Below are 17,159 nucleotides of genomic sequence, written 5' to 3' on the forward strand. Positions count from 1 at the left end.
TCCTTCGATTCTCGCAGGATTCAACGAGGGCGGTTCGGGATCGTTCCGCTTCGCGCTGATCTAGATCAAACCGGCAAGCGGGCTTGAGGGATCGGCGTAGCGCCGCTGCCCCATCCGGCCAGCGCGATAGGCACTCCGCCCCGCTTCCACCGCCGCGCGCATGGCGGAGGCCATCAGGACGGGATCACGCGCTTCCGCGATCGCGGTGTTCATCAGCACGCCGTCACAGCCAAGCTCCATGGCGATCGCCGCGTCGGACGCGGTACCCACGCCGGCATCTACGATCACCGGCACGTTCGCGCCCTCCACGATTAGCCGGATCGTCACCCGGTTCTGGATGCCCAGACCCGAGCCGATCGGCGCGCCGAGCGGCATCACCGCCACGGCACCGGCGTCTTCCAAGCGCTTGGCGGCGATCGGATCGTCCACGCAATAGACCATGGGGAGAAAGCCTTCTTTGGCCAGCACTTCGGTCGCCCGCAGCGTCTCCACCATGTCCGGATAAAGTGTGCGCGCTTCTCCCAGCACCTCAAGCTTCACCAGGTCCCAGCCGCCGGCCTCGCGCGCCAGGCGCAGCGTCCGCACCGCATCATCGCCGGTAAAGCAGCCCGCCGTGTTGGGAAGATACGTAAACCGCTTTGGATCGATGAAGTCGGTCAGCATGGGCTGGTTGCGATCGGCGATGTTCACCCGCCGCACCGCGACAGTCACGATTTCGGCGCCCGAAGCCTCGAGGGCGGCGGCGTTCTGCGCGAAGTCCTTGTACTTGCCGGTGCCGACGATCAGCCGCGACCGGAACCGACGCCCGGCCACCGTCCAGCCTTCGTCGCTCACGGACGACGCATGGTCGCCGCCGCCGACGAAGTGCACGATCTCGATCTCGTCCCCGTCCGCAACCGCCGTTTCGGCGATCTGTGACCGCGGCACGATCTCCAGGTTCCTTTCCACCGCGACCTTCTCCGGCACCAGGCCCAGGATGTCGGCCAGCCGGGCGATTGTGATGCCGCCGGGCACGCGCCGATGCTCGCCGTTGACCGTGATGGTGATCGTGCCGTCGCTATGCTCGTCCATGCGGGACGATCTAGGGTGTCTGGACGCTGCCCTCAACCGCCACGATCGGCTAGGGACGCGCTGAAAGGACGATCCATGGCGCGCATCATCTTTGTCTTGAACGGTCCCAACCTCAATCTGCTCGGCACGCGCGAGCCGGAGGTCTACGGCCACGACACGCTGGACGACATTGCGGAGCGGATGGAGGATCGCGGGCGCGAGATCGGCGTCGAAATCGACCTGCGCCAATCGAACCACGAAGGCCATCTGGTTGACTGGATCCACGAGGCGGCGTCGCGCGGTGCAACGGCGGTGATCCTCAACCCCGGAGGGCTCACCCACACCTCGGTCGCCCTGCACGACGCGATCAAGGCCGTGACGGTGCCGGTGATCGAGGTGCACCTGTCCAACCCCCATGCGCGCGAAGCCTTTCGGCACAAAAGCTTCGTGGCGCCGGCCGCGCGTGGCACGATCGCCGGCTTCGGGGCAGATGGCTACCTCCTCGCGCTGGACGCGGCGGCGCGTCTCTGACAAAGGCCTGCCCTTTCGACAAAGACCCGAAAGAGGTTCCATTGACTGACAATCGCGAAGGTGCCGCGCCGATGGCGGTAGACGCCGGCCTGGTGCGCCAGCTTGCCGAATTGCTGGACGACACCCGCCTGACCGAGATCGAGGTTCAGGACGGCGACCGCCGAATCCGCGTGGTTCGCAAGCCTGCCCAGATCGTGGCCGGCGGCGGCACCGCCATGGTCGCCGCGGCTCCGGCCGCTCCGGGGCAACCTGCCGCCGGGCTCACGCCGCCCAGCGTCGATGCTGCCGAATCGACCGAAGGCGCGATCCGTTCGCCGATGGTCGGCACCGCCTATCTTGCCGCCGAGCCCGGCTCACGCCCGTTCGTGTCGGTCGGGGACACCGTCGCGGCAGGCGACACACTGCTGATCGTGGAGGCCATGAAAGTCATGAACCCGATCGTCGCGCCGCAGGCCGGCAAGGTGACCCGCGTGCTCGTCGACAATGGCCAGCCTGTCGAGTTCGACCAGCCTCTCATCATCGTCGCCTGAGCTGATGAGCATCCAGAAGGTCCTGATCGCCAATCGGGGCGAGATCGCGCTGCGCATTCACCGCGCCTGCCACGAAATGGGCATCAAGACGGTGGCGGTTCATTCCACTGCGGACGCGGATGCCATGCATGTCCGGCTCGCCGATCAGGCGGTGTGCATCGGGCCCCCGGCGGCGACCGACAGCTACCTGAACATTCCGAACATCATCTCGGCTGCCGAGATCACGGGCGCGGACGCGATCCACCCGGGCTACGGCTTCCTGTCCGAAAATGCGCGCTTCGCCGAGATCGTCGAGCTTCATAACCTCATCTGGATCGGCCCGAAGCCCGAACATATCCGGGTGATGGGCGACAAGGTGGAAGCCAAGCGCACGGCCGGCGCGCTCGGCCTGCCGCTCGTCCCCGGCTCAGACGGTGGGATCGAGGATATCGCAGAGGCACGCCGCGTCGCGGACGAAATCGGCTATCCGGTGATCGTGAAGGCGGCGTCGGGCGGCGGCGGGCGCGGCATGAAGGTCGTCGATGCCCCGGAAAAGCTCGAAAGCCTGATGGGACAGGCCCGCTCGGAAGCGAAGGCCGCCTTTGGCGACGCCACGGTCTACATCGAGAAATATCTCGGCCGCCCGCGCCACATCGAGTTCCAGGTGTTCGGCGACGGCCGGGGCAACGCCATCCACCTGGGCGAGCGCGACTGCTCGCTCCAGCGCCGCCACCAGAAGGTGCTGGAGGAAGCTCCCTCGCCGGTGATCACCGCCGCGCAGCGGGCGGAGATGGGCGGGATCGTGTCGAAGGCGATGGCCGACATGGGCTACCGCGGCGCCGGCACCATCGAGTTCCTGTACGAGGACGGACGCTTCTACTTCATCGAGATGAATACGCGACTGCAGGTTGAGCATCCCGTGACCGAGATGATCACCGGCATCGATCTGGTGCGCGAGCAGATCCGCGTCGCGTGCGGCGACGGGCTGTCGGTCACGCAGGACGAGGTCGAGTTTCGCGGCCACGCCATCGAATGCCGCATCAACGCGGAGGATCCGCAGAGCTTCGCGCCGTCACCGGGCAAGGTCACCGGCTACCATGCGCCGGGGGGACTTCATGTCCGCGTCGACAGCGGCCTCTACGCCGGCTACCGGGTGCCGCCTTATTACGACAGCATGATCGCCAAGCTGATCGTCTACGGCACCAGCCGCGAGAAGTGCCTGCTGCGCCTGCGCCGGGCGATCGAGGAATTCGTGATCGAGGGCGTGAAGACCACCATCCCTCTCCACCAGCGCCTGATCGACGACGCGGACGTGAAGTCGGGCAACTACGACATCAAGTGGCTGGAGGAATGGTTGACGCGCAATCCGGCGTGATCCGCTGCACGTCTGGCGTCCGCCAGGCACGTGAGGCCAAGAAGGGCTCGCAGTTCGGCCGCGCTCTGCTTTAGAAGCCGCTTGTGGCGACCATTGCGATCTACAGCCTGAAAGGCGGCGTCGGGAAAACCACGCTCGCGGTGAACCTGGCGCATGCGGCCGCGACCGTGTCCCAGCGCCGCACCTTGCTGTGGGATCTCGACCCGCAGGCCGGCGCCAGCTTCGTGCTGGGTGCCGAAGGCGGCGTGACGCCCGCCCGTGCGCTGTTCGCGAAGACGGCAGCACCGGACAGCCTCGCACGCGAGACCCTCTACCCGAACCTCCACCTGATCGCGGCCGATCCCTCGCTGCGTGGGCTCGACCGGTTGTTCATGGAGGTGGGCAAGCGCCGGCGCCTCGCAAAGCTGATCGACGGCCTCGCCGCTCAGTACGATCGGGTGCTGCTCGATTGTCCGCCAGGGCTCACCGAAACCAGCGAGCAGGTCATGCGCGCGGCGAACATCATCATCGTCCCCGTCATCCCCTCACCCCTGTCGCAGCGGGCCTTTGATGCCGTGGTTGCGCATATCGACCGTTTGCCGGGCCGGCGCGCCGCAATCCTGCCCATCCACATGATGGTCGACCGTCGGCGATCCATTCACCGGGCTGCGATCGACGCGCATCCGGACTGGCCGATCGTGCCGATGACCAGCGCGCTGGAAGCGATGGCGAGCGAGCGCGCCGCGATCGGCGCCTTTGCACCGCGGTCACCGGGAGCGGCGGCCATCGCCCATCTCTGGACCGGAATCGAACGTCGCCTGGCGCGCGGCGCATGACCCGCGTCCGCGCAATCGATCCGGACCTGATGCTGCGCGCCTATGCCGCCGGCATCTTTCCAATGGCCGACGACCGGGCAGCGGCCGACGTCTACTGGGTCGAACCCAAGCGCCGCGGCATCCTGCCGCTCGATGGCTTCCGCCTTTCGCGGTCGCTGGCGAAGACGCTGCGCTCCGGACACTTCGTGGTGACGGTCGATCGTGCCTTCGATCGGGTGATCGCCGGCTGTGCGGAACAGACCGCCGATCGCCCCGGTACCTGGATCAACCGGTCCATCGAGGATGCTTGTCGGACGCTCCATCAGCGCGGCTTCGCGCATTCGGTCGAATGCTGGCAGAACGGCGTGCTCGTCGGCGGCCTCTACGGCATCGCGCTTGGTCGCGCCTTCTTCGGCGAGAGCATGTTCAGCCGCACGCGCGACGCGTCGAAGGTGGCGCTCGCGCATCTGGTCGCCAGGTTGCGGGCGGGCGGCTTCGTTCTGCTCGATTGTCAGTTCATCACCCCGCACCTCGCCTCCCTCGGCGCGATCGAGGTGCCGCGCGATCGCTACTCGGTGCTGTTGGAGGAGGCGCTTGGCGTCGGCGCTGGCGCCGCGGTTGGCTCGGCCGAGGCGGTGCCGATAGGGGCTGACTTCGCGGCGCTGGACCGGCTGCTGCCGCCGCCGCCGCGGTTGGACGAGATCGACACGGTGTCGGGTCCGGCGTCGGGATATGTCATCGCGCAACTCTTGGTCCAGACATCCCAGACCGGATGCTCCACCATGTTGAGCGACGGCGATTCCTTGAACAGCCAGCCAGAGAACACCCGGCGCAGCTGAGCGCCCTCGCGCACGTCGAGCTGGACGAACGCACCGGTCAGCCGCTGCGGCTCCCACGGCGCCGTTGCCTCGCACGCGCGCAGCCGCACCTCGACCCCGTCGATCCGCACGCCCTGACCGGGCTTCAGCGTCAGGTCGCGCCACAGGCCGTTGCGCTTGTTGAGAAGACCGATCACCGCGACCCGATCCCGCATTGGCGTCACGGCGGTGGATTGCGGCGCGGCTGCCCGCGTCGGCTGCGCGGCCGCTTTCGGCGCTTCTGCCGCGGGCGCAGGATCGTCGGGCAGCTCGGCCGTGTTGGTCACCACGGCGGGCTCGGCCGCCTGGAAGGCACCCGCCTGCCAGGCGATGGTTCCGGCCAGCAACAACGCCGCTGCGGAAACCGCGCTTCGCCGTGTCACGGCGCGTCCGGGCTCCATGCCTGATAGTCGCCGGTGGCGGCCGGTCTCCGGCCACCCGCTTCAAGCGCGCCGGAAGGGCGATACGCCTGGTTGGTGCCCGTCAGATTGGGTGCCGGCGGCTTCTCCCAGCCGCGCAGCGGCGGCAGCGCCTCTTCGGGGAGATCGTCCAGCGTGTTGTGCAGCCAGCCATGCCATTCCGGCGGAACCCGGCTGGCATCGTTCGACCCTTCGTAGATCACCCAGCGCCGGCGACGGCCGGTGCCGTCATCCTTGCCCTCGAAATAGGTGTTGCCGAGCGTGTCGACGCCCACCTTGCGCCCATGCCGCCGCGTGAACAGCGACGTTCCGATGGTTGCGCCGTTCCACCAGGTGAAGATCGAGGAAAAGAAGCCCATGGCGCGCGCTTACCGCGACCCGCCCCCCGCGGGCAAGCGCGGACCGCCCGGCCATGCGACATGATCGCCCTCGCTCAGCCCGATCTCGGCCGCCCGCCCGCCGGCCAGCTCAAGCACGGCCACCACCGGCTCGTTGGACAGCACCGGCTCCCGGGAGAAGGGCACGGTGTTGTCCGCGATCCGAGCGATGCTGCCGTCCGCCCGGATGAAGATCATGTCGAGCGGGATCGCCGTGTTCTCCATCCAGAAGCTCGCGACCCGCGGCTGTGCGAAGGGGAACAGCATGGCGGCGTCCGGTGCCATGCTCGCCCGGTGCATCAGCCCCTCGGCCTGTTCGGCTTCGGTCCGGGCGAGTTCGGTTTGGAAGCGGTGAACCTGCCCGCCCGCGGCGACCTCCACGACGACCGTTTCCCGATTGGACGTTGCGTCGGCGGTCTCGTTGACTGGAGCCGGGGCCCGGCACCCACCGGTCGCAGCCAGTGCCAGCAGCACGGCTGCCGGCCATCTGCGGAGCGTCACGGCCGGGAGATCTCCACCGCCAGCGGTCCTTTGCGCCCCGCCGCGATACGCGCGACGAGCGGCTCGCCCGGCTCGACCTCGGCAATGCCGCCGCGCCGCAGCGTCTCCATGTGCACGAAGATGTCCTGGTCGTCTCCGTCCGCAATGACGAAGCCATAGCCTTTCAGTCGGTTGAACCATTTCACCGTGACCGGCTGTGGCGGCCCGGCATCATCGACCAGCGCCACCGGGTCCACACGATCACGTACCGCCGCGGTGATCTGGTCATGATCGGGCCCGGTTGCCGTTGTCAGGTCGAACGACAGCACGCGACGCGCCTGCAGACCGCGCTCCCGCCGCATCGCCAGCAGCTCCGTGCGGGTGCCTTCCGGAAGGCTGCGGCGTTGGTGATCCTTCAGGACGGAAAAATGCAGCAGGATGTCGCTGCCGTCCTCGTCGGACACCACGAAGCCGAAGCCGCGGGTGGCGTCGAACCACTTCACCACGCCCGCATGCCGCTCGTAACTCTGGCCGCCCTCGCTCGCCGCCTCTGCACCGGATGTGTGCAGGGACGCGGTGTCGCCGCTGTCGATCATCGTCCCCCCACTCCTCCAATCACGCATTTACCACGCTGTACCGGGAAATGCGACGCCCGGTAACAAACATTAACCGTCCTGCAACAACTCTTGGACGAGCGACATGTCTCCCGGTTCCGAGTCGATGAGACGTTTCGCGATCGCAAAGCCATGCCCGGCCCGCGCAAAGGCGGCAAACAGCTTTCGTTCGGCATCCGGCGGTGCCTTCTCCGTGGCAAACGGCCCGATCCGCTTGCGTCGTGCAAACGCGATCGCGGTCTCCGCGGCGGACAGGTCGGCCACCGCCTCGTGGCGGTCATCCTCCTCGATCCCGGCCGCCCGCAGAGTGTCCGTCACGCGCCGGACGCCGAAGCCCCGCCGCCCCAGCGCCGCCGCCCGGCTGCGGGCAAAGCCCGCATCATCGACATAGCCAAGGGCCGCGATCCGCTCCACGATCGCATCGACGTCCACCGGTCCGTCTGCGCCGCGCTCGCGGAGCTTGCGCGCCAGATAGCTTCGCAACCGCGCCCGGGTGGTGGCATACCGCCCGACATAGAACAGGGCGAGCCGTTCGGCCGCGTCCCGGTCCATCGGCGGGCGCTCCTCGGGCGGGCGGCGCTTGCGGCTCATGCGCCACGTTCCTGCCACAGTCGCGTCCGAATTTGACCGATCACGCGCGTCATCGCCGATGACCTGTTTAGGCCGTCCGACCCGGAAGGGCGGACTTCATGAATTGCGGGAGGATGCATCATGCTGAAGCTTGCCGATCATCCATCCGTGCGCCAGACGTTTTCGATGGAGTCCGCTGTTCCCGTGCACACCCCGACGGATTGCGCGCTGGCGCGTCGCTTCTCCGACTTCGCGACACTTGGCGAGGCGCTCGACTACGCTGCCGGCGGCACCCGCGGGTTCAATTTCCACGATGCGCGCGGTCAGCTGGTCCGGCCCTACAGCTTTGCGGCCATGCGAACTGATGCGCGGGATCATGCGCTCCGCTTCATCGCCGCCGGCGTCGCGCCGGGCGATCGGGTCGCGTTGATCGCGGAAACCGGCGCAGACTTTGCGGCGCTGTTCTTCGGGGCCATCTACGCCGGTGCTTGGCCGGTGCCGCTGCCCCTGCCGACCTCCTTCGGGGGCGCGTCGGCCTACGTCGATCAGCTTGGCGTCCAGCTCGACAGCTGTGATCCGGTCATGCTCATCCACCCGCCGGAACTGACGGCGATGGCGGGCGAGGCGGCGCGTCAGCGCGGCGTCCCGGCGCTGGACTGGGACGGCTTTTCCGCGCTGGAGGCCCCTCAGGCCGATCTGCCGTCCTTCGGTCCGGACGACATCGCCTATCTCCAATATTCCAGCGGCTCGACCCGCTTCCCGCACGGCGTTGCGATCACCCATCGCGCCCTGCTCAGCAACCTGGCAGCGCATGGTCATGGCACCGAACTGCGCGACGGCGATCGCTGCGTGTCCTGGCTGCCCTGGTATCACGACATGGGGCTGGTCGGCTGCATGCTGTCGCCGGTCGCCAACCAGGTGTCGACCGACTATCTGCGGACCGAGGATTTCGCGCGCCGTCCGCTCGCCTGGCTCGACATGATCAGCCGCAACAGCGGCACCACCCTCTCCTACTCGCCGACCTTCGGCTACGATATCTGCGCGCGCCGGCTGTCCAGCCAGACCCGCAGCTTTGATCTGTCGCGCTGGCGCGTCGCCGGGAACGGCGCCGACATGATCCGCCCGGACGTGATGGAAGCCTTCACCGCGGCCTTCCGCGACTCCGGTTTTGATCCCAAGGCGTTCCTCCCAAGCTACGGTCTGGCCGAAGCCACGCTGGCCGTATCGCTGATGCCGCCGGGCGAAGGCATCGTGACGGAGATGGTGGACGAATCCGTCCTCTCCGGCGTGCCGACGCCGCCCGGAGAAGCGCCGCGCCAGCGCGCGATCGTCAACTGCGGCCGACCGGTCAAGGACATGGCGGTGGAGATCCGCAGCCCCGCCGGGCAGCCGCTTCCCGACCGAGAGATCGGCCGGCTGTGGTGCAAGGGTCCGTCCGTGATGGTCGGCTATTTCCGCGATCCGGAAGCGACGGACGCCTGCCTGGTCGACGGGTGGCTGGACACCGGCGACATGGCCTACATGTCGGGCGGCTACATCTACATCGTCGGTCGCGCCAAGGACATGATCATCATCAACGGCCGCAATCATTGGCCGCAGGACATCGAATGGGCGGTTGAGCAGCTTCCCGGCTTCAAGCCCGGCGACATCGCTGCTTTCTCCATGACGGCGGCAAACGGCGAGGAGGTTCCGGCCGTTCTGGTGCAATGCCGCACCAGCGACCCGGAGGAGCGGCTCCGCCTGCGCGACAGCATCCGCGACACCGTGCGCGCGGTTACTGGCCTCAATCCGGTGGTGGAGCTGATCCCGCCGCGCACCCTGCCCCGCACCAGCTCGGGCAAGCTGTCCCGCGCCAAGGCGCGGACGCTCTACCTGTCCGGAGAGATCGAGCCCTACGCGCACGCCGCCTGACGCCGGCGTTCACGTTTCGCGCTTACCGATCATCAACCAACCGGCGCTAACGCTGCGCCGTGATGATTCCGTCCGCTCCCATCGCGCGCCTTGACTGGCGCACTGTGCTCGGCCTCACCGACGGCGACGTCGCGGACATCAGCGAGGTGCGGGCGGCCCAGCTCGCCGCCGTGCATCGCTTCACGATCCCGCGCCTTGCCATCGAGCTTGGTGCCACCCTGCTGCTGTTCCTGTCGCTGTACGGCTATGCCGCCGGACTGATGCTCTGGGTCTGGGCGGGCATCACCGTGTTCGCCGCCGTCGCCATCGCCGCCGGCCGGCTGCGCAGCCGCAACTGGAGCGCCGCCTCGCGTTCCCGGCGCGAACTGCATGACGAAACGCTCCGCTCCATCTTCATGGGCGCGCTGTGGGCAGTACCGCCGGTCTTGTTCGCGTCCGTGGGCGGCATCGAGCAACATCTGTCGCTGTGGACCATCACCGTGGCGCTGATGGCTGCCTCCGCGCTGCTGCTGGCGCCCGTTCCGCTCGCAACGATGCTGTTCGTCGCCATGCTGTCGGCCAGCCTCGCGGCAATGATGATCCTGATCGATCTGCCGCTGATCGCCGGGGCCTGCGTGGGCCTCGGCATCCTCCTGGTGGCTTGCTGCCTCGCCAGCGGCCGCAACTTCCTCATGCGCAAGCAGGCCGAGCTCCAGCTGTCGGACCGCGACGAGGTGGTCAGCCTGCTGCTCCGCGAATTCGAGGATGGCGACGCCGACTGGCTGTGGCAGATCGATGCCTCGCGCAGCCTCACCCATGTGTCGAGCCGGCTCGCCTTCGCGCTCGGCGAGGAGGCGCTGGCGCTTGAAGGCCGGTCTTTCCTTCAGATGCTGGCCGGCGACAGCTGGGATTCCGGCGATTTCCCACCGCCGCTCCGGACGCTCGCCGAACGCCTGAAGCAGCGCGAAAGCTTCTCGGACCTGATGCTGCCGGTGACGTTGAAGGGCGTCACCCGCTGGTGGAAGCTGTCCGCCAGCCCGCGCTTCGATGAGGCCGGGGTGTTCCTCGGCTTCCGCGGTGTCGGGTCCGACGTCACGGCCGAACGCCAGACGAGCGAGAAGATCAACCATCTGGCCCGCTTCGATCCGCTGACCGGGCTCCCCAACCGCCTGCAGGTGACCGAAGCGCTCGCCCAGGCCCTCGCCGATGCCGATCAGTGGCGCTCGAAGTGCGCGTTCATGATGATCGACCTTGATCGCTTCAAGGCGGTCAACGACACGCTCGGCCATCAGATCGGCGACCGGCTGCTCAGCCGCGTGTCGGAGCGGCTGAGCGCGCTGATGACGGCCAGCGAGCTTTGCGGGCGCCTTGGCGGAGACGAGTTCGGGGTCGTGGTGCGCGACGCCTCCGATCCAGCAAGGATCCTGCGGCTCGGCAAGGCGATCATCCACGAATTGTCCCGCCCCTATGAGGTCGATCAGCACACGCTCTACATCGGCGCCAGCGTCGGCACCGCGATCGGTCCGCGCGACGGCCGGTCGGTGGAAATGCTGATCCGCTCCGCCGACCTGGCGCTCTACCGCTCCAAGGATGCCGGCGGCGGCCACTATCATGCGTACGAGCCGCAGCTTCACGCCCATGCCGAGGAGCGCCGCGTCATCGAGATCGCGCTTCGCAAGGCGATCGAGAAGGGCGAGATGCACCTGTGCTACCAGCCTGTCGTCTCCGCGGAAGACGCCAGCCTGACCGGGTTCGAGGCTCTGCTCCGCTGGACCCATCCGGAGATGGGCGTCATCAGCCCGGCCAAGTTCGTGGCCGTGGCGGAGGAAGCGCGCCTGATCGCACCGATTGGCGAGTGGGTGCTCCGCACCGCCTGTGAGGAGGCCGTGCGCTGGCCGTCCGACGTGCGGGTGGCGGTCAACGTGTCGACCGAACAGCTCCACGACAGCAACTTCGTCACGTCGGTGATCTCGGCACTCAGCCACAGCGGCCTTCCGCCGCACCGGCTGGAGCTGGAGGTGACCGAAAGCGTGTTCATGCGCGAGGGATCGGGAGCGGTCGCCGTGCTCGGCCAGATCCTCGATCTCGGCATCCACCTTTCGCTCGACGATTTCGGTACCGGCTACTCGTCGCTCGGCTATCTCAGCCGTACCCGCTTCTCGACCATCAAGATCGACCGCAGCTTCGTGCAGGGAGCAGCCCGCAACGCGCCCGAAAGCCTCGCCATCGTCCGCGCGATCGTCGCCATGGCGGACAGCCTGAACATGACCACCACGGCCGAGGGCGTCGAGACGGAGGAGGAATATCTGATGATCCGCCGCCTCGGATGCCGGAAGATCCAGGGCTATCTGTTCGGGCGGCCGATGGTCGATACGGAAGCGCGCAAGCTCTTCAGCACACTCACCCGCTCCGCTGCCTGACGCGTAAGCCCAGTGACGCGATGCGCCCGTGACTTCGGGCGTTTGCGGGATTACCGCAGCCGGGTGCAGGCCATCCGGCTCCTCCTGGCGCATCGCCACCTCGCCGCGCTGATCTGCGCCGCAGCTCTTGCGGTAAGGCTGATGATCCCGGCCGGCTTCATGCTCAGCGATGAGGGCGGGCGGATCATGATCGTGATCTGTCCCGGCGTTCAACCAACGGCTCCGGCGCCCGAAGGGATGGACATGCACGGTGGCATGGCCGCTCATCACGCGGCGTCGCCCGGCGCTGCGCATCACGCACCCGGCAAGGATGGCGAGAAGGCTGGCGCACCCTGCCTTTTCTCCTCTCTGTCGGCGGCATCGCTTGCGGCCGTGGATTCGCTGCTGCTCGCCACGCTCATCGCCTTTGTCCTGGCGCTCGGCTGGTGGGTGGTCTTGCCGCCGGCGCCGCCGGCCCGCCCCTATCTCCGCCCACCATTGCGCGGCCCGCCCGCGACCCTCTGACCGCCACCGCGCGTCGGCATGATCGGCGCAACAGCTGGTTCTCGGCCCGCACGCCTGTGCCGGGCCGCTTAGAGGTATGTCATGACACACAAATACTTGCTGGCAGGCGCGGCTGCGCCCTGCCTGATGCTTGCCGCCCCCGTCTTCGCGCAGTCCGCCAGATCGACAACTGAGCCGCGTCCCGGCTCCACCATCACCGTGACCGCCCAGCGCGATCCGCTGCAGCTCGACAGCCAGGCTGCTGCCGGCACCCGCCTTGGCGTCACGCTTCGCGAAATTCCGGCAAGCGTAGAGGTCCTCACGCAGGACGAGCTTCAGCTGCGCGGCCTTCAGACCGCGCGTGAGACGTTCAACGATGTGGTGGGCGCCATCGCCGGCAATGTCCCCGGCAATCCGGCCGTAATCAGCATGCGCGGCTTTGCCGGGAACACCGTCTCGATCCTTCAGGACGGCGTGCGGATCTCCACCTCGACCGTCGTCCAGCGCGACACCAACACCTGGCACTACGATCGCGTCGAGGTGCTGAAGGGCCCGGCATCGGTCCTTTATGGCGAAGGCGCGCTGGCCGGTGTGGTCAACAAGGTCACACGCCGGCCGCTGCTCGGAGAGTCTCGCTTCGATGCACTCGTTTCGGTCGGCAGCTTCGATACTGTCTTCGCCGCGGCGGGCACCAACATCCCGATCGGGCGCGACGCCGCGATCCGTGCGGACGCCAGCTACCGGCGCTCCGACAGCCTTTACGATGTCGACAACAACGACAGCTTTTCTGCCGGCCTGACTGCCAGCGCATCCTGGCGGCCCAGCGATGCCGTCTCGCTGCTGGTCGCGGTCGACCACTACCAGGATCGCTACGACGCCCCATATCAGGGGCTGCCGCTGATCCCAGAGCGCTTCGCCATCAGAGCCACCGTTGCCGTGTCGAGCAGCACCGGCCTCGTGGCCGATCGCGCGCTTCGGCGCCGCAATTACAATCCGCTCGGCGCCTTTTCCGGAGCCAACGAGACGACCTTGCGCTCACGCGTCGACTGGGCACTCGGATCCGGCTGGACCGCCGCCTTGGACCTGACGGCCTATACGGCGGACCGCCAGTTCCTGCTCGCCGACAGCCAGAGCTTCGTCGCCCCGACCGCGGCCTTCCCGAACGGCAGCTTCCGGCAAAGCTATCAGGATTTCAGGCACGACCACCGGTTCTGGAATGCCCGCGCCGTTGTCGGCAGCGACACGCGGCTCGCTGGCCTGCGCAATCGCTTCAGCATCGGGCTCGAATATAACGACACGGACTTCACCAGCCTCAGGCAGACCACGCCCGCGACAGCCCTGCCGGCGATGGACATCCTGAACCCGGCGGTGGTGCCGCTGCCGACCACCACCGCGATCTTTACCGCGGGCAATGTGACCTTCGACTCGAAACTCAGGCAGACGGCGCTGTTTGCGGAGGATGCGCTCAACCTCACGCCTGCCTGGCTGCTGGTCGGCGGCGTCCGCTGGGATCATATCGAACTCGACCGCGCGACGATCCAGAACGTCACCGGTGCGACCGATCGCAACAGCCCGACCTTTGATCCCGTCTCATGGCGCATCGGCACCACGCTGGAGGTCGCGCCCGGGCTGACGCTCTATGCACAGCGCACCACCGCCGTGTCGCCGGTTTCGTCGATCCTCCTGGCATCGATCGCGAACAGCCGGTTTGACTTGACCAAAGGACATGCGGAGGAGGCGGGCCTGAAGGTCAGCGGCTGGGGTGGCCGGGTCAGCGTGACGGCATCGGCCTATTACATCGCCCAGCGTGACATCCTGACCCGCGACCCGAACAATCTCGCCCTCACCGTCCAGGGTGGTCGGCAATCGTCGCGCGGCGTCGAACTGACCGCGGTTGCGTCGCCTGTCGCCGGTCTGCGCCTGTCCGGCGGCGTGTCCTACACCGATGCGCGCTACGATGAGCTGTTCGAGCTGGTCGGCGGCACCCGGCTCGATCGGCGCGGCAACCGTCCCATCAACGTGCCCAGCACCACGCTGACCGCATCTGCGCTCTATACGCTGGCGGATCGGGTCACGGTCGGCGGCTTCCTTCGCCATGCCGACGCGTTCTTCACGGATACCGCGAACAGCATCCGGGTGTCGGGCCATACCGTGCTGGATGCCAGCCTGTCGCTCCCGGTCGGATCCCACGCCACGCTTACCTTGCGCGGGCGCAACCTGACCGACGCCTTCTACGGCGAATATTCGGGCTATCCGGCAACCAACGTCTACATCGGCGCGCCGCGATCGTTCGAAGTCGCGCTGGCCTCGCGCTTCTAGGCCCGCGGCGATGGAACATCCCCCCTCGCCCATCTCACGCGTCCGCCGGACTGTGCGGCAGGCGCACCTGTGGCTCGGCCTCGGCATCGGCGCGCTGTTTGCGCTGCTCGGCCTGACCGGATCGATGCTGGTGTTCTACACCGGCATCGATGCCGTGCTCCACCCGGCGATCAGCCAGGTGGAGGCCGCACCGCCGCCGGCCCTCGACGCGCCGGCATGGGACCGCGCGCTCGCCACCGGCCGCGCGCGCTGGCGCGATCCTGCGGGGAAGTGGACGCTGGAGATCACCGGAGACGGCGGCACGATCCCGGCGCGCTACTACCCCATGCCCGGCCATCATGCCGACCGGATGATGGTCTGGTTCTCGGCCGATGGTGCCCGCATCGTTCGGGCCGAGCCATGGGGCGGCTACCTGATGAGCTGGATCTACCAGCTCCACATGCAGCTCCTCGCCGGGGACATCGGGCACCAGATCGTCGGATGGTCGGGCATCGCCATGCTCGTGCTGCTGATCACGGGCCTCGTTGCATGGTGGCCCCGCGCAAGCTGGCAAAAGGCCTTTGCCTTCAAACGCGGTGCTCCACCCATCCGCCGGCTGCGCGATCTTCACAAGCTGATGGGCTTATGGAGCCTGGCGGCGCTCATCGTGCTGGTCGCGACAGGCGTGTTCCTTGCCCTGCCGGCGGTCACGCAGGCGCTTCTCTCACCCGCCGCCGTCCCCGCTTCCCGATCAGCGGGGGGAGCATCATCGTCTATCACGGTCGCCACCGCACTGACCTCCGCGCAGCGCGCTCTTCCCGACGGACGCATCGTCTTCGTCGATATTCCGACGGCGTCCGAAGAGCCCATCCGCGTCCGCGCCCAGGTGCCGGGCGATCCCCACCGGCGCTTCCCGGGCAGCTATGTCTTTGTCGATCAGCACAGCGGCCGGGTTCTTGCGGTTCACGACGTCCGCCGCGCCGGCACTGGCAGCCTGATCGTCAGCTGGATCCGCCCGCTTCACGACGGCAGCGTCGGCGGGCTGCCGGGGCGCATTCTCGCCATGCTGATCGGCTTGGCGCCCGCATTCCTCTTCGCGACCGGTCTCCGCCGCTGGCGGCACCGACGTGCCGCCCGTCGAGCCAGCTTATGACTTCCGCGCGGAGATCGTCAGGCGATCAGCGGCTGCCCGGGACGATCGCTGCCGCGTCGCGGTCCGGGATCGAGGCCCCGGCAACAACAGTGTGGAGCTGCGCCGGAACCGTCTCAGATGGAGCCGTCAGCAACGTCCAGCCCTCCGGCAGATAGTCGGTCGACATATAGAAGTAGAAGGCGCAGCTCCCGTCCGCGCGGTAACTGCCGCCCTTGACGATGCCGTGCGCGGTGGTGCCCAGGAAGACCGGGCCACCGCTGTCCCCGCCCCTGCAGCGTGGCCCCGCCACCGTGATCCATGTCGGAAGGCACGCGCCCGCGCACAGGTCACCGGCGGGTGCGAAGTCGGTCAACTCGATCTGCGAACAGCTGTAGCCGGTCCGTTCGCCACGGTGGCAGATCATGTCGCCGCCCCTTGTGCTCGCGCGCGGCTGCGCGCCGGTCACGTCGCGGCTGATCAGGCGTGCGGTATCGGCAAGGAAGCGGGGCGGCAGCGGCGTCTCGGCAAGGTTGACCTGAACATCCTGGTGCCCCCAGCCCCACTGCCCGACAAAGGGCAAAGTCCGCTCGCGCCCTGCCGCGTCGCGGACGCGCAACACGTCGGGGCAATGCGCCGCGGTGGTCAGCGCAAGCCGCACGCCGTCGCTGACGACGAAGCCCGCGGTGCACAGATATTGGCGCGGATCACCCGGGTTCGCGCCCAGCATCCGCATGCCGCCGACCACCCCGCTTTCCCCGGTGTCCTCGCCGCTCATGTCCAGTTCCGACCGATCGACGACGCGCAGGCGTACGGGGACGCCGGTCAGCGACGAAAGTCGCACCCGCAGCGGCTCCGCACCTTCGCGTGCGACGTCGCGCCGCGCCACCACCGCGACAAGCTCACCGGTGCGCTGATCGATGCCGAGGCCCGGCGGAACCGCCAGGCTCGCCCGGATTGCTGCCTGATGGGTGGAGATCGCCTGCACCATGGCGGCGTGGCTGGCAGGATTGCCGACGACATAGACGACGTCGACGCGCATGCCCGCAAGGTCGACCTGCTCGGCCGGCACCGGCGCATCGCCGGTTAATCGCACCACGATGCGAAAGCCCGGGCGGTGCTCGACAGAAATGCCGGTCAGCCGATCCGCAAACCGTCTGGCGATCGCCTCGGTCAGCGGCACGCTCGCCTGCTGGAGCCAGAGCTGCCGTTCCGCCTGCTCCGCCGTGATTCCAAGATGCAGCGCGACGGCCTCGGCATCCTGCCTCAAGGCAGCGTCGGGCGGCTGCACCGTAAACAACGGTGCCGACGCAGCTCCCTGCGCGCCGGCGGCGCTCGCCCAGACCGTCATCCATGCCGCAAC

Annotated in this window: 15 protein-coding genes and 2 pseudogenes; 10 read left to right on the forward strand and 7 right to left on the reverse strand. The window is 67.9% G+C overall.

From position 1 onward, the window contains the following. Positions 1–60: 60 nt before the first annotated feature. The gene (thiS, locus tag GGR88_RS06545; protein WP_167953759.1) at positions 61–1,071 is read right to left on the reverse strand and encodes a sulfur carrier protein ThiS; all 1,011 of its coding nucleotides are present in this window, start codon (positions 1,069–1,071) and stop codon (positions 61–63) included. 75 nt (positions 1,072–1,146) lie between these two features. Between thiS and aroQ the strand changes: the two genes are divergently transcribed. From aroQ to aat, 5 genes and pseudogenes are all read left to right on the forward strand, one after another. Further along, complete coding sequence (gene aroQ / locus GGR88_RS06550) at positions 1,147–1,581, forward strand: type II 3-dehydroquinate dehydratase (RefSeq protein ID WP_167953760.1); 435 nt, start codon at positions 1,147–1,149, stop codon at positions 1,579–1,581. A gap of 71 nt (positions 1,582–1,652) precedes the next feature. Then, positions 1,653–2,111: an acetyl-CoA carboxylase biotin carboxyl carrier protein gene (gene accB / locus GGR88_RS06555; protein WP_167953761.1), complete on the forward strand. Its 459-nt coding sequence runs from the start codon at positions 1,653–1,655 to the stop codon at positions 2,109–2,111. 4 nt (positions 2,112–2,115) lie between these two features. Continuing rightward, positions 2,116–3,465: an acetyl-CoA carboxylase biotin carboxylase subunit gene (gene accC / locus GGR88_RS06560; RefSeq protein WP_167953762.1), complete on the forward strand. Its 1,350-nt coding sequence runs from the start codon at positions 2,116–2,118 to the stop codon at positions 3,463–3,465. Positions 3,466–3,548: 83 nt separating this feature from the next. After that, positions 3,549–4,280 carry an AAA family ATPase gene (locus GGR88_RS06565; RefSeq protein ID WP_167953763.1) on the forward strand — a complete coding sequence of 244 codons (732 nt, stop codon included), beginning with the start codon at positions 3,549–3,551 and terminating at the stop codon, positions 4,278–4,280. Continuing rightward, positions 4,277–5,023: pseudogene (aat, locus tag GGR88_RS06570) on the forward strand (leucyl/phenylalanyl-tRNA--protein transferase); the annotation flags it as partial. The gene GGR88_RS06565 and the pseudogene aat, both read left to right, overlap by 4 nt. 38 nt (positions 5,024–5,061) lie before the next feature. Here aat and GGR88_RS15595 read toward each other — a convergent pair. The 5 genes and pseudogenes from GGR88_RS15595 to GGR88_RS06595 form a co-directional block, all read right to left on the reverse strand. Continuing rightward, positions 5,062–5,517: pseudogene (locus GGR88_RS15595) on the reverse strand (DUF2155 domain-containing protein); the annotation flags it as partial. After that, on the reverse strand, positions 5,496–5,894 hold the full coding sequence (locus tag GGR88_RS06580; protein ID WP_167953765.1) for an NADH:ubiquinone oxidoreductase subunit NDUFA12: 399 nt from the start codon (positions 5,892–5,894) through the stop codon (positions 5,496–5,498). The gene GGR88_RS06580 and the pseudogene GGR88_RS15595, both read right to left, overlap by 22 nt. A 9-nt stretch (positions 5,895–5,903) precedes the next feature. Then, positions 5,904–6,413 carry a DUF192 domain-containing protein gene (locus GGR88_RS06585; protein WP_342449737.1) on the reverse strand — a complete coding sequence of 170 codons (510 nt, stop codon included), beginning with the start codon at positions 6,411–6,413 and terminating at the stop codon, positions 5,904–5,906. Then, positions 6,410–6,988, reverse strand: coding sequence for a cold-shock protein (locus GGR88_RS06590; RefSeq protein WP_167953766.1), 579 nt, complete (start codon positions 6,986–6,988; stop codon positions 6,410–6,412). Before GGR88_RS06590 ends, GGR88_RS06585 begins: the two co-directional genes overlap by 4 nt. 69 nt (positions 6,989–7,057) lie before the next feature. Continuing rightward, complete coding sequence (locus GGR88_RS06595; RefSeq protein ID WP_167953767.1) at positions 7,058–7,597, reverse strand: regulatory protein RecX; 540 nt, start codon at positions 7,595–7,597, stop codon at positions 7,058–7,060. Between the two features lie 165 nt (positions 7,598–7,762). Here GGR88_RS06595 and GGR88_RS06600 point away from each other — a divergent pair, with 165 nt between their 5' ends. The 5 genes from GGR88_RS06600 (at position 7,763) to GGR88_RS06620 (ending at position 15,820) form a co-directional block, all read left to right on the forward strand. Then, complete coding sequence (locus GGR88_RS06600) at positions 7,763–9,487, forward strand: fatty acyl-AMP ligase (RefSeq protein ID WP_167954406.1); 1,725 nt, start codon at positions 7,763–7,765, stop codon at positions 9,485–9,487. A gap of 62 nt (positions 9,488–9,549) precedes the next feature. Then, a complete protein-coding gene (locus GGR88_RS06605; RefSeq protein ID WP_167953768.1) occupies positions 9,550–11,886 on the forward strand; it encodes a putative bifunctional diguanylate cyclase/phosphodiesterase in 2,337 nt (778 codons plus the stop codon). A 141-nt stretch (positions 11,887–12,027) separates the two neighbouring features. Continuing rightward, positions 12,028–12,390 (forward strand): hypothetical protein, encoded by a 363-nt coding sequence (locus tag GGR88_RS06610; RefSeq protein ID WP_245196456.1) that lies wholly within the window; start codon positions 12,028–12,030, stop codon positions 12,388–12,390. A gap of 81 nt (positions 12,391–12,471) precedes the next feature. Beyond that, positions 12,472–14,688 carry a TonB-dependent receptor gene (locus GGR88_RS06615; protein ID WP_245196457.1) on the forward strand — a complete coding sequence of 739 codons (2,217 nt, stop codon included), beginning with the start codon at positions 12,472–12,474 and terminating at the stop codon, positions 14,686–14,688. Between the two features lie 10 nt (positions 14,689–14,698). Further along, entirely contained in the window at positions 14,699–15,820 is a 1,122-nt protein-coding gene (locus tag GGR88_RS06620) for a PepSY-associated TM helix domain-containing protein (RefSeq protein WP_167953770.1), read from the forward strand. A 25-nt stretch (positions 15,821–15,845) separates the two neighbouring features. Here the strand turns inward: GGR88_RS06620 and GGR88_RS06625 are convergent, their stop codons facing one another. Further along, entirely contained in the window at positions 15,846–17,147 is a 1,302-nt protein-coding gene (locus GGR88_RS06625; RefSeq protein WP_209023204.1) for a chymotrypsin family serine protease, read from the reverse strand. Positions 17,148–17,159 lie beyond the last annotated feature (12 nt).

This window comes from Sphingomonas jejuensis, assembly GCF_011927695.1.
Taxonomy (GTDB): domain Bacteria; phylum Pseudomonadota; class Alphaproteobacteria; order Sphingomonadales; family Sphingomonadaceae; genus Sphingomonas_K; species Sphingomonas_K jejuensis.

What these genes read in the sequence shown, in the direction of transcription:
- accC (WP_167953762.1), top strand. Translation starts at nt 2,116, where the DNA reads ATGAGCATCCAGAAGGTCCTGATCGCCAATCGGGGCGAGATCGCGCTG.
- thiS (WP_167953759.1), bottom strand. Translation starts at nt 1,071, where the DNA reads ATGGACGAGCATAGCGACGGCACGATCACCATCACGGTCAACGGCGAG.
- GGR88_RS06605 (WP_167953768.1), top strand. Translation starts at nt 9,550, where the DNA reads ATGATTCCGTCCGCTCCCATCGCGCGCCTTGACTGGCGCACTGTGCTC.
- GGR88_RS06600 (WP_167954406.1), top strand. Translation starts at nt 7,763, where the DNA reads ATGGAGTCCGCTGTTCCCGTGCACACCCCGACGGATTGCGCGCTGGCG.
- GGR88_RS06625 (WP_209023204.1), bottom strand. Translation starts at nt 17,147, where the DNA reads ATGACGGTCTGGGCGAGCGCCGCCGGCGCGCAGGGAGCTGCGTCGGCA.
- GGR88_RS06580 (WP_167953765.1), bottom strand. Translation starts at nt 5,894, where the DNA reads ATGGGCTTCTTTTCCTCGATCTTCACCTGGTGGAACGGCGCAACCATC.
- accB (WP_167953761.1), top strand. Translation starts at nt 1,653, where the DNA reads ATGGCGGTAGACGCCGGCCTGGTGCGCCAGCTTGCCGAATTGCTGGAC.
- GGR88_RS06610 (WP_245196456.1), top strand. Translation starts at nt 12,028, where the DNA reads ATGATCCCGGCCGGCTTCATGCTCAGCGATGAGGGCGGGCGGATCATG.
- GGR88_RS06615 (WP_245196457.1), top strand. Translation starts at nt 12,472, where the DNA reads ATGACACACAAATACTTGCTGGCAGGCGCGGCTGCGCCCTGCCTGATG.
- GGR88_RS06595 (WP_167953767.1), bottom strand. Translation starts at nt 7,597, where the DNA reads ATGAGCCGCAAGCGCCGCCCGCCCGAGGAGCGCCCGCCGATGGACCGG.
- GGR88_RS06590 (WP_167953766.1), bottom strand. Translation starts at nt 6,988, where the DNA reads ATGATCGACAGCGGCGACACCGCGTCCCTGCACACATCCGGTGCAGAG.
- GGR88_RS06620 (WP_167953770.1), top strand. Translation starts at nt 14,699, where the DNA reads ATGGAACATCCCCCCTCGCCCATCTCACGCGTCCGCCGGACTGTGCGG.
- aroQ (WP_167953760.1), top strand. Translation starts at nt 1,147, where the DNA reads ATGGCGCGCATCATCTTTGTCTTGAACGGTCCCAACCTCAATCTGCTC.